General features: G+C 39.4%; 13 protein-coding genes. 6 read left to right on the top strand and 7 right to left on the bottom strand.

Annotated elements, in window-relative coordinates; translation table 11 throughout:
* Positions 1-273: 273 nt before the first annotated feature.
* From ABN212_RS11025 to chbG, 6 genes are all read left to right on the top strand, one after another.
* Entirely contained in the window at positions 274-600 is a 327-nt protein-coding gene (locus ABN212_RS11025; protein ID WP_069369489.1) for a PTS sugar transporter subunit IIB, read from the top strand.
* Positions 601-694: 94 nt separating this feature from the next.
* A complete protein-coding gene (gene chbC, locus ABN212_RS11020; protein ID WP_023583173.1) occupies positions 695-2,053 on the top strand; it encodes a PTS N,N'-diacetylchitobiose transporter subunit IIC in 1,359 nt (452 codons plus the stop codon).
* A gap of 60 nt (positions 2,054-2,113) precedes the next feature.
* Positions 2,114-2,461, top strand: coding sequence for a PTS N,N'-diacetylchitobiose transporter subunit IIA (chbA, locus tag ABN212_RS11015; RefSeq protein ID WP_088494268.1), 348 nt, complete (start codon positions 2,114-2,116; stop codon positions 2,459-2,461).
* Between the two features lies 1 nt (position 2,462).
* Positions 2,463-3,320, top strand: a complete 858-nt coding sequence (gene chbR / locus ABN212_RS11010) for a transcriptional regulator ChbR (protein WP_198620118.1) — start codon at positions 2,463-2,465, stop codon at positions 3,318-3,320.
* Between the two features lie 160 nt (positions 3,321-3,480).
* Entirely contained in the window at positions 3,481-4,836 is a 1,356-nt protein-coding gene (locus tag ABN212_RS11005; protein ID WP_198620117.1) for a 6-phospho-beta-glucosidase, read from the top strand.
* 36 nt (positions 4,837-4,872) lie between these two features.
* A complete protein-coding gene (gene chbG / locus ABN212_RS11000; RefSeq protein ID WP_349443220.1) occupies positions 4,873-5,637 on the top strand; it encodes a chitin disaccharide deacetylase in 765 nt (254 codons plus the stop codon).
* A 134-nt stretch (positions 5,638-5,771) separates the two neighbouring features.
* On the opposite strand, the gene ABN212_RS10995 is transcribed toward chbG, so the two are convergent.
* The 7 genes from ABN212_RS10995 to ABN212_RS10965 form a co-directional block, all read right to left on the bottom strand.
* Entirely contained in the window at positions 5,772-6,335 is a 564-nt protein-coding gene (locus tag ABN212_RS10995; RefSeq protein WP_198620115.1) for an Ail/Lom family outer membrane beta-barrel protein, read from the bottom strand.
* 255 nt (positions 6,336-6,590) lie between these two features.
* The gene (locus ABN212_RS10990) at positions 6,591-7,079 is read right to left on the bottom strand and encodes a hypothetical protein (RefSeq protein WP_232797604.1); all 489 of its coding nucleotides are present in this window, start codon (positions 7,077-7,079) and stop codon (positions 6,591-6,593) included.
* Between the two features lie 17 nt (positions 7,080-7,096).
* Entirely contained in the window at positions 7,097-7,780 is a 684-nt protein-coding gene (locus ABN212_RS10985; protein ID WP_109373735.1) for a hypothetical protein, read from the bottom strand.
* Positions 7,781-7,806: 26 nt separating this feature from the next.
* Entirely contained in the window at positions 7,807-9,363 is a 1,557-nt protein-coding gene (locus ABN212_RS10980) for a formylglycine-generating enzyme family protein (RefSeq protein ID WP_198629968.1), read from the bottom strand.
* Positions 9,353-10,588 carry an ABC transporter permease gene (locus tag ABN212_RS10975; protein WP_349443219.1) on the bottom strand — a complete coding sequence of 412 codons (1,236 nt, stop codon included), beginning with the start codon at positions 10,586-10,588 and terminating at the stop codon, positions 9,353-9,355. The genes ABN212_RS10980 and ABN212_RS10975 overlap by 11 nt, the downstream gene beginning before the upstream one ends.
* Positions 10,569-11,261: an ABC transporter ATP-binding protein gene (locus ABN212_RS10970; protein ID WP_232797605.1), complete on the bottom strand. Its 693-nt coding sequence runs from the start codon at positions 11,259-11,261 to the stop codon at positions 10,569-10,571. Before ABN212_RS10970 ends, ABN212_RS10975 begins: the two co-directional genes overlap by 20 nt.
* A complete protein-coding gene (locus ABN212_RS10965; RefSeq protein ID WP_349443218.1) occupies positions 11,261-13,264 on the bottom strand; it encodes a vWA domain-containing protein in 2,004 nt (667 codons plus the stop codon). Before ABN212_RS10965 ends, ABN212_RS10970 begins: the two co-directional genes overlap by 1 nt.
* Positions 13,265-13,273: the final 9 nt, after the last annotated feature.

Below are 13,273 nucleotides of genomic sequence, written 5' to 3'. Positions count from 1 at the left end.
TAGGTGTTAATCAGAAAGACAAATTTCGTGACGTGAAAGAACTCTTAAGATTATTTGCTCAATTTGTGAAGAGTGTCAAAAGAGTAGGTCAAGGAGAGACAATTCTGAACCTATAAGAAATATCGTTAACCAGTATCATTGCGTATACTTCATTCAAGCAGAAACAATCCTTATTTTAATCTTACTTCGGTTTCTGTACTGACACAGTAATGAATGCACAAGAGAAAGCCTTGTTATCTCTAGGGTAAATCGTTGCCAACTCAAGAGGGTTTTATGCAAAAGAAATATATTTACTTATTTTGTTCTGCTGGCATGTCAACATCTCTTCTCGTGACCAAAATGCGAGCACAAGCAGAAAAATATGAGGTGCCTGTGGTCATTGAAGCATTTCCTGAAACCTTAGCAGCACAAAAAGGACAGGATGCGGATCTGATTTTACTGGGTCCACAAATTAGCTGGATGTTGCCTGATATCCAAAAATTACTCCCTAATAAACCGGTCGAAGTGATCGATTCTTTGTTATACGGAAAAGTAGATGGCTTAGGTGTGTTAAAAGCCGCTGTCGCCTCTATTAAAAAAGCATCTGCAACAACAAATTAATTCTATTTTTTATTTTTTTATTATTTCTATTCCAGTCAAAGAGCGAATTTTTCAGCAAGCCGAGCAATTAGCGGCATTTTAAGGGTATTTTTCTATGAGTAAGTTTATTGGTTCACTTGAAAAGGTACTCCTTCCTTTTGCGGTTAAAATTGGAAAGCAACCTCACGTTAATGCGATTAAAAATGGCTTTATTCGTTTAATGCCATTAACCCTTGCAGGGGCAATGTTTGTACTTATCAATAACGTTTTTCTTAGTTTTGGTGATGGCTCCTTCTTTTATTCTTTAGGTATCCGCCTTGATGCATCAACAATAGAAACGCTCAATGGTTTTAAAGCCATCGGGGGAAATGTCTATAATGGTACATTGGGTATAATGTCGTTGATGGCACCGTTCTTTATCGGAATGGCATTAGCAGAAGAGCGTAAAGTTGACCCGATTGCAGCAGGTTTACTTTCCATTGCAGCCTTTATGACAGTAACACCTTATAACGCAGGTGGTGCTTATGCAGTCGGCGCTAATTGGTTAGGCGGGGCAAATATCATTTCAGGTATCATTATTGGTCTTGTTGTGGCTGAAATGTTTACCTTTATTGTGCGTCGTAACTGGGTAATCCGTTTACCAGATAGCGTACCCGCATCTGTTTCACGTTCATTCTCTGCATTAATTCCAGGCTTTATTATTTTATCAGTCATGGGGATTGTTTCGTGGGGATTAGCAACGTATGAAACGAACTTCCATCAAATTATTTTAGATTCTATCTCAACACCATTAGCATCAATGGGATCTGTGGTTGGTTGGGCTTATGTTATCTTCACTTCTCTACTGTGGTTCTTTGGTATTCATGGATCACTCGCTCTTGCTGCACTTGATAGTGGCATTATGACGCCTTGGGCGTTAGAGAACGTGTCAATTTACACCGAATACGGTTCAGTGGAAGCGGCACTGGCAGCGGGTAAGACGTTCCACCTCTGGGCAAAACCAATGTTAGACTCCTTTATCTTCTTAGGCGGTACAGGGGCAACACTGGGACTTATTCTGGCTATCTTTATCGCATCTCGTCGTGCCGATCATCGCCAAGTGGCAAAACTGGCATTACCAGCAGGTTTATTCCAAATTAACGAACCGATTATTTTTGGTCTGCCCGTGATTATGAACCCCGTGATGTTTATTCCATTTATTCTTATTCAGCCTATTCTTGCTGCGATTACGGTGACGGCTTATTACTTAGGGATAATCCCACCAGTGACAAATATTGCGCCGTGGACAATGCCAACCGGACTAGGTGCTTTCTTTAATACCAACGGTAGTATTGCGGCACTGTTATTAGCACTGTTTAACTTGGGTGTTGCCACACTGATTTATCTGCCTTTCGTGATTATTTCAAATAAAGCGCAAACTGAAATTGAAAAAGAAGAAAGTGAAGAAGATATTGCCAATGCGTTGAAATTTTAAGTGATAGAAAACACAAGTGCAGAGGCTTCTCTGCGCTTGCAGTGTCAAAGAGGAAATATGATGTTAGATATTGAAAATGCTGTTGATAGCAGTGCAACCGATGATGAATTTGAAGAGATCATTATGGGGCTTATCATTAACTCAGGCCAAGCTCGTAGTGTGGCTTATGGCGCGTTAAAAAAAGCCAAAGAAGGTGATTTTGATGGCGCGAGAAAATTAATGGAACAATCTCGCGAAGCATTAAATGAAGCACATAAAATACAGACTCGTTTAATTGGTGATGACCAAGGTGTAGGAAAAACGAAAGTCAGTTTGGTATTAGTTCACGCGCAAGATCATTTAATGACATCAATGTTAGCCAGAGAGTTGGTGACAGAATTAATCGAGTTACATGAGAAGATAAAATAAGATGAATACCGTGGTGGAGTCATTGAGAGCGCAAAGCGAAATACGCATGGTCTATGAAGATCAGCTATTTAATGGCAAAAACTTTCATGTCTTTATTTATAATAAAACAGAAAGTGTTAGTGGATTGCATCAGCATGACTATTATGAATTCACCATTGTATTAACAGGGCGCTATTATCAAGAGATAAATGGTAAAAAGATTTTACTCGAACGTGGTGATTTTGTTTTTATTCCCATTGGTTCTCATCATCAAAGTTTTTATGAATTTGGTGCAACTCGTATTCTCAATGTGGGTATTAGCAAAGCCTTTTTTGATAAACATTATCTCTCATTACTGCCTTCTTATTTTGTTGCCTCACAAGTTTATGAATTAAAAAATGAGTTTCTTTCCTATATTGAATCGGTTGTTGGATCACTGAATTTCCGCCATACCGAATTTAATGAGTTTATTGAAATTATCACCTTTAATGTGGTGAATAGATTACGACACCATCGAGAAAATAGAACACAAGACGATATTCCCTTATGGCTGAAAGACACGGTAAGCGAGATGCATGACAAACAAAAATTTGGTGAAAATGCATTGGCGAATATGGTGATGTTATCAGGGAAATCACAAGAATATTTAACCCGAGCAACTCGGCGTTATTACGATAAAACACCCATGCAAATTATTCATGATATTCGAATTAATTTTGCGAAAAAACAATTGGAAATTACAAACTATTCGATAACAGATATTGCTTTTGATGCAGGTTACAGCAGCCCAAGTTTATTTATTAAGACATTTAAGAAAATAACTTCGCTGACTCCAAATAGTTATCGAAAAAATTTATACAGCATTAAAGAAACAAACTAATTCATTATTAAGCGTAAGAAATTAATCAACAATAAAGATTAATTTTATCGAAAATAGAGAGAAAGAAGAAAATAAGCTTATTTTCTTCATGGCTCTTTACGCCTTAATTTCGCCATTAATACACAAATAACAGCACTATTACGCTGTATGGGAGTATTTTATGAGTCATAAATTAAAAGTAGTTACCATTGGTGGTGGAAGCAGTTATACGCCTGAATTACTAGAAGGTTTTATTAAGCGTTATCATGAACTACCCATCACTGAATTATGGTTAGTGGATGTTGAAGAAGGGCAAGAGAAGCTTGATATTATTTTTGAGCTTTGCCAACGCATGGTAAAAAAGGCGGATATTCCTTTAACCATTTATAAAACACTTAATCGTCGTGAAGCATTAAAAGACGCTGATTTTGTCACGACACAATTGCGTGTTGGTCAATTGAAAGCAAGAGAGCTTGATGAATCAATTCCTTTAAGTCATGGTTATTTAGGGCAAGAAACCAATGGTGCTGGTGGGCTATTTAAAGGTTTACGCACTATCCCTGTTATTTTCGATATTATTAAGGATGTTGAAGAGATTTGCCCTAATGCGTGGATCATCAACTTTACGAATCCAGCTGGCATGGTGACAGAAGCCGTTTATCGCCATACCAATTTTAAGAAGTTTATTGGGGTTTGTAATATTCCAATCGGTATGAAGATGTTTATTACAGATGTTCTTAACCTGACGGATAAAGATGAACTCTCCATTGATTTATTTGGCTTAAATCATATGGTGTTTATTAAAGACGTTATTGTAAATGGTCAGTCTCGCTTCCCTGAATTATTAGATGGCGTGGCTTCAGGAACATTAACCGCGGGCTCTGTGAAAAATATTTTTGACCTACCATTTAGTGAAGGGTTGATCCGCTCTCTTAATATGCTGCCGTGCTCTTATTTGCTGTATTACTTCAAGCAAAAAGAGATGTTAGCTATTGAAATGGGTGAATACTATAAAGGCGGTGCTCGCGCTAAAGTAGTACAAAAAGTCGAAAAACAATTGTTTGAATTGTATAAAGATCCTGATTTAAATATCAAACCGAAAGAGTTGGAATTACGTGGTGGTGCTTATTATTCTGATGCAGCCTGTGAAGTGATTAATGCTATTTATAATGATAAACAAGCTGAGCATTATGTGAATATTCCACATCATGGTCATATCGATAATATTCCAGCAGATTGGTCAATTGAAGTGACTGCTATTTTAGGGCGTGATGGCGCTAAACCTCATCCTCGTTTAACACATTTTGATGAAAAAGTGATGGGATTAATTCATACCATCAAAGCCTTTGAAATCGCGGCCAGCAAAGCGGCTATTAGTGGCGAATTAAATGATGCTTTATTAGCGATGAACTTAACACCGTTAGTACTTTCAGATAAAGATGCAGAAGTACTTACGCGTGAAATGTTATTAGCACATAAAGCACATCTACCTAATTTTGCCAAAGCAATTGCTGAGTTAGAAAAAGCCTCTCATTAATTGTCAGTAGATAAAAATAAGTAATAAGGAGACAGAATGGCTGGTTTATTAATTGTGAATGCGGATGATTTCGGGCTAAGTAAAGGTCAAAACTACGGTATTGCAGAGTGTTTTCGTCATGGCGTGGTTAGCTCAACAACGGCACTTGTCAATGCTGAAGGAATTAAACATGCAGCACAATTGCGTCATGAGTTGCCTGGATTAGGTGTTGGGCTTCATTTTACGTTGACGATGGGTAAACCGCTGTCTCCTTTATCTTCTTTAACGCGTGAAGGTGTGCTAGGGAAATGGGTCTGGCAAATGGCAGAAGAGGGCAATTTGCCACTTGATGAAATACGTGTTGAGCTTAGCGCTCAATATCAGCGTTTTATTGAGATCTTTGGTTGTGAACCAGACCATATTGATAGCCATCATCATGTGCATATGTTCAAGCAAATTTTTCCTATTGTGGCGGAATTTGCCAAAGAAAAATCGTTACCAATGCGCGTTGATAGACCTTTAGCGCAAAAAGAGGGCATTGATACTCAAGGTGTGATCAGTAGTGAGGGTTTCGATAGCCAGTTTTATGGTGATGAAATCACACAGGCTTTATTTTTAAAGGTGCTTGATGAATCAAAAGCACGTCGTGAGCACTCTCTTGAAGTGATGACACATCCTGCTTTTATTGATAATTCGTTACGTGCAAGTGGTTATTGCTTTCAGCGCTTAACGGAGCTTGAAGTATTAACAGATATCACGTTAAAACAAGCGATTGTGGAACGAGGTTATCAGCTAGGCACTTATCAAGATTTAATAAAATGATTTAGAAAGTTGTTTAGACAATCGGTGTCTGTGTTATTCCCTAGTGTGGGTCTTTTTTGCGTTAATTTGCCTCTGTTTTTATAAAGCAGAGGCTTTTTGTTTTTAAGTGTTTTTATTAAGTCATAATAATTTAATTAAAAGCGATAACCAATATTGGCAATAAAACCATCCATGACTAAACGGTTACTGCTTAATTCATTCATTTTATAGCGGCTATTCTCATAACCCACAGACATAGATAGCATTTCAGTAGGATTAATAATGATACCCGCACCCCAACTAAAGGCATTCTTCTTGATTTTGTTTTGTGCGATATCTTTGTCAGCGATATTCTTAAATTGTATTTGGCTAATACCTGCAACACCATAGACACTGAAAAAATCATTTAAACGTAATGTAGGGCCAGCCATAACAGAATAATAGCGGGCATTAATATCACGCAGTACTTTTTTAACTGGCTTATCTAAGTCATATTCATTTTGTGCATAAGTTGCGGTGGCTAAAATACCAACCTGCTGATTCAGCTCTTGGCGTAAAGAGAGAGAACCACCATGCATAGGGTTTTGGCCTTCCATTTTAAGTTGTGCGTAACCCGCTGAAAGTGTTGTTTTATCTAATTTAATCTCATTTTGAGCATAAGCCGAAGATGTAGCCAATAAACCAGTAATAAATAAAGTTGATAGTAATTTTGTTTTCATTAGTTATATCCCATAATTTAAATAATAAGAATGTATTATTAAGCGATGGAATTATAATGATGAGTCCATTTCAAATGGAATAAAAAATAACACGTTAGCTTAAATGCGGTTGTTTTATTAAAGAGGTCTATTAGTTGTTATTAAGATTATATAAATAATATTTTGATAATATAAATCACTATGAAAATAAATAAAAAATAAGAATGGAATTAAATAAAAAGGCTCTCTAAATAATAATAGAGAGCCTTTTTAGGCTTATTTAAGACCTAAATCACTTTGTAGGTTAATGACTTGATTTTGTAAGTTCTCTAATTCAAGTTGTTTTTCCATCACTGATTTTGATGGGTTGTTTTGTGCCGCTTTCATTTGTTTGTCAATTTCATTGATCTGTTTTTGAATATCATTTTGCCCTTTCGTTTTTTGGCGAATTTGATTTAACAGATTATTCATTGATTGGTTTAATGCTTGTTGGCTAGCTTGCTGACTTTTGAGAGAGGCATTGGTTTGTTGCTTTTCTTTCTCAATGGCAGCAAGAACGGCTTTAAACTCTGTATTTAATGCTTTCTCATTAGCGAGAATAGCTTTTTTTTGCTCGACACGATTGTCGTAAGTCCCTGAATAATTACAGTTAAACTTAGTAATTATACTGACATCACCCGTTGTTGGATCACAATCAGCGGGATTGGTGACACAACCGCTTAATAGTAAGGTCATGCCAACAAGGGAAAGAGGTAAAAATTTCATTATCATCCTTTTTAACGTTAACTAAGCTTTATTGCTGTCCGTTGAGTATAAAGACTATCAAGTTCTTCTTGTAAAGAGGTCACTTGCTTCTTCATCCCATCGATTTGTTTATCAAGTTGTGCTGTTTTTAAGCCATCTTGACGACTCTGCGCTGCAATATCTCGCCACTCACCTTCACGTTTTTTCATATCTGCTAAACGAGAACGCAGTGCTGCAATATTGGCATCAATACCTTTCAGTTGTTTCTCTGCAGCTTCTTTATTTAAACGTTGTTGTTTCATTTCTTGCTGAATTTTTGCAATGGCTTTTTTATCATCAGCAATAACCGCTTTCGCTGTGTTAGAGGCACTCTGTAAACGCTGATTTTCATTTCGAATATCAGCAATCATTGAATTGAGCATCTCTTCTTTTGTCGCATAGTTTTGGCGTTTATTGTCTAAATAGGCATTTGCACCAATACCGACACCACAACCCGCAACTGCAGCAATAAGCATACATGCGCCTTTATTGCTGGAGTTTGAGACTAAACAGCCTAATGCACCAATCGCCGCACCACCCGCACAAGCCGTAATGCCTGATTTGCTGAAAAACTCCATATCACTGTTATTTTTCAAACGAGGGTCAGTACCGCTATTACTTTGACATCCTGATAGGGCAAGCACAGCACTAATGCCAAGTACTGCCATAAGTTGTTTGTTCATACCACACCTATTATCCCAAGTCTCTGTTATTGTTTTTTGCACGCTTCAAGCCATTCGTTCCGTGAAACTTTACCGTTAGCCCAATATCCTTGGAGTCCCTGCATATACGTTGAAAGGTACGTATTTAAATTTGATTTTCCTCTGGCTTCCATCAATTGGCGTACAACGTCAATTTGTGGTTTCACCAAAGAGGCATCATAAGTTGTTGCCATATCCACTAATGTGTCTGCGTAATAACTCACGACAAAGTCGAGGGTTTTCTTATGTTCGTTAACTTGCTCTTGGCGTCGTTCGCAAGTGGCATCTTTTGTGCCCGCAGGACAATTTTTTTCATGTAATGCAATTAATCTGTCGTAGAACTCGCCATCATCTTTTAATTTGGTACATAAAAATGCACCCAATTGCAGTGATGTGCGGATAGCTTGATCTCGTTGCTCATCACGCAGTTGGGTATTTGCGCGTAATGTATTTTTCAATTCAGCTAACTGTTTTTTCAGTGCTTCATCTTGCACCTGGGTTGAGAGCGTATTTAGGCTATTAATCGAGTTATCGCTATTGGTTTTTGATTTATCGTTAGCGGGCTTCTCATTGCCCAGTTGTTGCCACTCTTTTTCGATCTCTTTGATTTTGTCTCTCGATGTCAATGCTGGCGCGACAATCGCTAAACGAAAGCCTGTGTATTTGTTTTTATTTGCACCGGTATTGGTGTAATAAGGCTCTTCTTGACGCCATGAACTGCGCATATCGCTTTCTGGGGTGAGATAACTACCACCACGCACAATAAAGCCACCAGCTTGCCCATGTAAGCGGTCGAGTTTGTTTAATCTAAAGGGTTCAAACATCATTTCAGCGACATTACCGAGCATGTCATGTAAGCCTAGTGGATTAGGCGATAACAAACCGGTTAACTGTAAAGAGCCATTCGCAGATTGACTGCCCGCAGACCAAATATAGTTTTTGGTGCCTTCTGGCATCGGGAAGCGCATATCACGAAATTCTGAGGCAGACACTTTTAAGCCACCACGCGCCGCAAATTCCCACTCCGTTTCTGTCGGTAATCTTGCAAAACCTTTTGCGCCATCTTCAACAGGTAGTGCTTCGGGATGTTTGCTTCTTAACCATTGGTTATATTGGTCTGCAAATTGCATTGCTTCATACCAACTGATATTCACTTTTGGTAAACGTAATTTATTTGACGCAACAGGGCACTCTTTACCGTTAATCACGCTCTGCATGGCGTTATATTGCAGATCGGTAACGGGGTATTTTGCCATAAGGTAGTAACGGCCTTTCTCTTTACCTTTTAATGGAAAGCTACCCGCAATATGTTCTGCTCGTGATTGTTCCAAATAACCCCATTCATCGCCTTCTTGCCCTAATGTCACACTGTAGTCTTGTAGCGGTTGGCTTAATGGAATAGTGACTTGGCGAAAGACCATTGAACCTTCACAAGGAAAAGGCAAGATCACATCATCAGGCAAAGCTTTTGGGTTAACGAATTTATCATCCCATTTGGCAGATGCGGTAAAACTGCTAGATAACAGCGCGAATGATAAAGTTAGAAGTGATAAATTAAATTTCACGTAAGCTCTCCGCAGGTTCAATCGAAACGGCACGTAATGCACCAATACTTGCCACCACTAAAGCCACAAGTAAGGCACTGCACATGGCAATCAATAAATCCCATAATGTTAACTGACAGACAAAGGATTGTTCAGGTAAATGTGTGCCTAATAATGTGGTAAATAAGGTGCTACCGATACCATAAAGCCCAAGGGCTAAAATAAAGGCAACACTCGTTAATAACAGCGCTTGCAACACAATATATAAAGAAACTGCAAATTGACGAAAACCCAATAGGCGTAGTACTGCCATGTCTTTACGTTTGCGATCAATATTGGCAAGGAAGGCGCCAATTAATGAGGCAATACAGCCTAATAGTGATACCCAAGCAATCACGGAAAAAATAACGTTAAGAACGTAGCTGATGGCTTTTACAGACTCTATTTGGCTTTTTTGTGTCATCACATCAATGTGTTGTTGTCTAAACCAATCATCTAGTGGTGCAATGGCATCTAAATTTTTTGCATAAAGGCGAGCTTTAGCAAATTGAGTTCTTGGTTTCGCTTCAGTGCCTTGTGTTATGCCAAAAAGCGGCGTTTGATAACCATCTCGGTAATCTTCCATTGCCACTAAAACATCAAGAGAAACAAAAGCGGCCGCTCTTGGAAATTTGCTATCGCTGATAATGGCGCCAACAGTAAAGGTGCGTTTGGCGCGCTCATTAACGCCATTAAGTTTACGGCTGATAAATAAGCGCACACTATCGCCGACATTTGCTTGTAGTTTTTGAGCGGCATTGGACGAAAGTACTAAGGTGTCTGCATTTTTGGGAATAGCCACACCTTCTAATAACGGATCGTTTTCTGCTGTCGGAATAATTTCCGCATTATCAATAAAATGTTGCCCATCAATCACAATATCGGCTTGTGTGTTTAAGCTACGAGTTAATGGGATAACAAAACGAACCTCTTCTTTGTGTGCAATCTCATTAAACCAACTTTGTGGATAATTACCATTGCCTAACATACGTATTTCAAGGTTACGAGGATCATTTAGCAGTTGGTTGTGAAGCTGCGTCACAATGCCGTTTTTTAGTCCAAATAGCAGTAACAGTGGTGCAATAACTGAGACTAAAGAGAACACAATACAGAGAGCGACTTTGCGATCATAAATTAAGTCTCGCCAAGCGAGTGAACTGAGTAAGCCAAGGCGATTAGGATTGGCGCTATTGTTTGATAAAGACACTACCGCCTCCTTCTAGTTGTGCGTGATAGTGGCTGAAGCCAAAACGCTCGACTAAAGACCAATCGTGACTAACAACCAGCGCAGAGATATCGAGTTGTTTTACCATCTCCACAATCAATGCATATAGCGCTTGTGCATTATGGGGATCGAGAGCGGCCGTTGGCTCATCGGCAAGTAATAAAGCTGGCTCATGGGCGATTGCGCGAATAAACGCAGCGCGTTGACGTTCACCAATGGAGAGCTGGCGAGGAAGGCGATTAAGCAAGGGGCGTAATTGCAGATGATCAATAGCGTGATCAAGCCAAGAAGAGTGCAGTGTTAATCCCAACATTTTACGAGGTAATTGGATATTTTGCATGACGGTTAAAAAGGGAAGTAACCCGCCACTTTGGAGCATAAAACCCAATTTCTCAGCACGTAATGATGAGAGTTGCGCTTGTTCATTATTCAACACCGCTTGCGTGATAATTAAATCATCACCGAGTTGAAAATGGGTTAATTCATCGGGACGTAAAATCAGCCCGAACATTTCCAATAAGGTGCTTTTACCGCAACCGCTTAAGCCAGTTAGCGCGCCGATTTCCCCTTTCTCAAGGGTCAATGAAGGAAGCGCAACACGAAAGCCGTGTTGCGCATCACCACGCGTAATTGCCATGCCTTCAATCTGGATCATTAAGGCAGGTTTTCCAGTGGAACAGGATAAACGTGATCGCGAGGATCGCTTTGTGGTGCAAGGGATATCCAACGATCAACATCTTCGTTATAGCGTTGATAATATTGCAACTTCGTATTGAGTCGGCGGATAAATTTCTCTTGCTCAAGGCCATCCCAGCTTTTCCACGTTTCTTCATCTAAACCAAGCACCTCACTTAAGTAAGGGAGGTTTTCGACGTATTCACCGAGTAAGCCCATTTCGCCTAATTTGGTTGCTGAACCTTGTTTGATTTGGTTTGGATCGTTACCCATTGTGGCGGCAATCGAACGCAAATCCGCAAACATATTGTCTGGAGAGATCAAACCTTCATTAGCAGCATTAACGATTTTTTTCATGACATCGCTTAAATCACTCAACTCACTTTTAGTCAATAAGACCTGTACTTCTGTGGTTGGGATATTTTGCTGCAATAAATCACGGTCGCTTATCCATGCTTTAAACACAGGTGGTGCTTTAGTGCCTTGTTTTTCACCTAAATAGGCTAAACGCATGGCATACCCTAAATCGTGCGCATCGTTAAGTAAGGTGTTTGTTTCTTTGTCTTTGCTATAAGCAGGATCAGCATTTAGTGCGCTACCCACAGCCGCTTCACCACGATAAGCCGTTTGAATTTGAGTGGTTACAGCGGTTGCTAGGCTATCGACCATCCGACCAAAGCTATTGATATCCCCTGAATTAATTGGGTAGTAAAGCGATTTGTGTAAGAAAGGATTGAGCGTTAGCGCCTCATATTGTGCTTGAGCAGAAGCGTGATTTTTTGCACCTGATGGCGTTTTTAAATGCAGTGTATAAAGTGCAACACCGCGATAAGCGGCTTCTTGGCGAATTTGTTCAGCATCGAGCTTAGTTGATGAAAGAGGATCATCTCCCGTTAATGCGCCTGCATCGGTGATTAAAATAACGTAACGCGCACCAAAGCGTGTCCAATCAACATCATCAAGGGCTTGCATTACACCCGCATAAGCATCTTCATCAAAACGGCTACTTGAGACTTTCGCTTGGCGTAATTCTTTGACTTTATTGAGGAAGTCAGGGCCATCTTTGACATCATTGGGATTAACAAACATTTTGCTGTCGTATTCCAATGCAGGAACGGCTTTGATATTAGAGCGAAATGCCACTAAACCAAATTTGACCTTATCCAACATGTTGTCTTTTTCGACTTGTGCGTAAACCTTTTGAATCGCTTCTTTGGTTCTATCAATGTAAGGATCCATTGATATTGTTGAGTCGATAACAAACACTACTGCGGCAGAAAAACCTTGCATCATATTGTCAGCATCTTTGCTGTTAGGTGTTGTTGGTTTTGCACTGTTTGCAGTAGCATTCGCATTCTGTGCGTCTTTGCTGTCTTTGGTTTGTGAAGAGACAGAAGCCACATTGAGCACTCGCACTTTATAGCCAGCATCAGTAAAGACTTCATCTGAGCCTAATACAGGCAGTAGATAGAAATTACTTTTCTGATCAATCATATAATCAGGCTCTTTTGCTAAAACAGCCGGATTCACTTTTTGGTTTTTGATATCTGCTAAAAAGGGCTTGTACTGTTTTTCAGGGGTTGGACTTTCAAGTAAGCTTTCAACCGTTTGCTTATCTTTGAAAAACAGCATTGGGTTACGACCCGCAGGGTTAGTAAATGCGAGAGTTAACTGCATTTTCCACTCTGATGTACAACTTGCATTCATCCAACCGCTAATATGACCTAAGCTATCAGGGCCAACTTGTAGCCACTCATTGGCGCCTTGTTTTTGACGCTGATAAACATAAAAACGGCTAAATGCAGGTTGCTCTTTCCCTGTTGCGCCAATCTTGTCAGCAACTTGGCAACCTGGATAAGTTAATACACGTTGATAGAGGGTTTTTTTACCCTCTTGTAATAGCGGCTTTTTCTCTTCAGCACTTGTTGGTGCTGTTAGAATTAAACCGCTGAGAATAAGAGTAAGCCAATGCGCCTTTTTCATGCGACTTTC

Origin of the sequence: Proteus genomosp. 6 (genome assembly GCF_040139785.1) — a bacterium.
In the GTDB taxonomy this organism is placed as follows: domain Bacteria; phylum Pseudomonadota; class Gammaproteobacteria; order Enterobacterales; family Enterobacteriaceae; genus Proteus.
Note: the sequence above shows the minus strand (reverse complement) of the source record. Positions and strands in the feature narration are given on the sequence as shown.

Coding starts and splice junctions, on each gene's coding strand:
- ABN212_RS11025 (WP_069369489.1), top strand. CDS start 274: ATGCAAAAGAAATATATTTACTTATTTTGTTCTGCTGGCATGTCAACA.
- chbC (WP_023583173.1), top strand. CDS start 695: ATGAGTAAGTTTATTGGTTCACTTGAAAAGGTACTCCTTCCTTTTGCG.
- chbA (WP_088494268.1), top strand. CDS start 2,114: ATGTTAGATATTGAAAATGCTGTTGATAGCAGTGCAACCGATGATGAA.
- chbR (WP_198620118.1), top strand. CDS start 2,463: ATGAATACCGTGGTGGAGTCATTGAGAGCGCAAAGCGAAATACGCATG.
- ABN212_RS11005 (WP_198620117.1), top strand. CDS start 3,481: ATGAGTCATAAATTAAAAGTAGTTACCATTGGTGGTGGAAGCAGTTAT.
- chbG (WP_349443220.1), top strand. CDS start 4,873: ATGGCTGGTTTATTAATTGTGAATGCGGATGATTTCGGGCTAAGTAAA.
- ABN212_RS10995 (WP_198620115.1), bottom strand. CDS start 6,335: ATGAAAACAAAATTACTATCAACTTTATTTATTACTGGTTTATTGGCT.
- ABN212_RS10990 (WP_232797604.1), bottom strand. CDS start 7,079: ATGAAATTTTTACCTCTTTCCCTTGTTGGCATGACCTTACTATTAAGC.
- ABN212_RS10985 (WP_109373735.1), bottom strand. CDS start 7,780: ATGAACAAACAACTTATGGCAGTACTTGGCATTAGTGCTGTGCTTGCC.
- ABN212_RS10970 (WP_232797605.1), bottom strand. CDS start 11,261: ATGATCCAGATTGAAGGCATGGCAATTACGCGTGGTGATGCGCAACAC.
- ABN212_RS10965 (WP_349443218.1), bottom strand. CDS start 13,264: ATGAAAAAGGCGCATTGGCTTACTCTTATTCTCAGCGGTTTAATTCTA.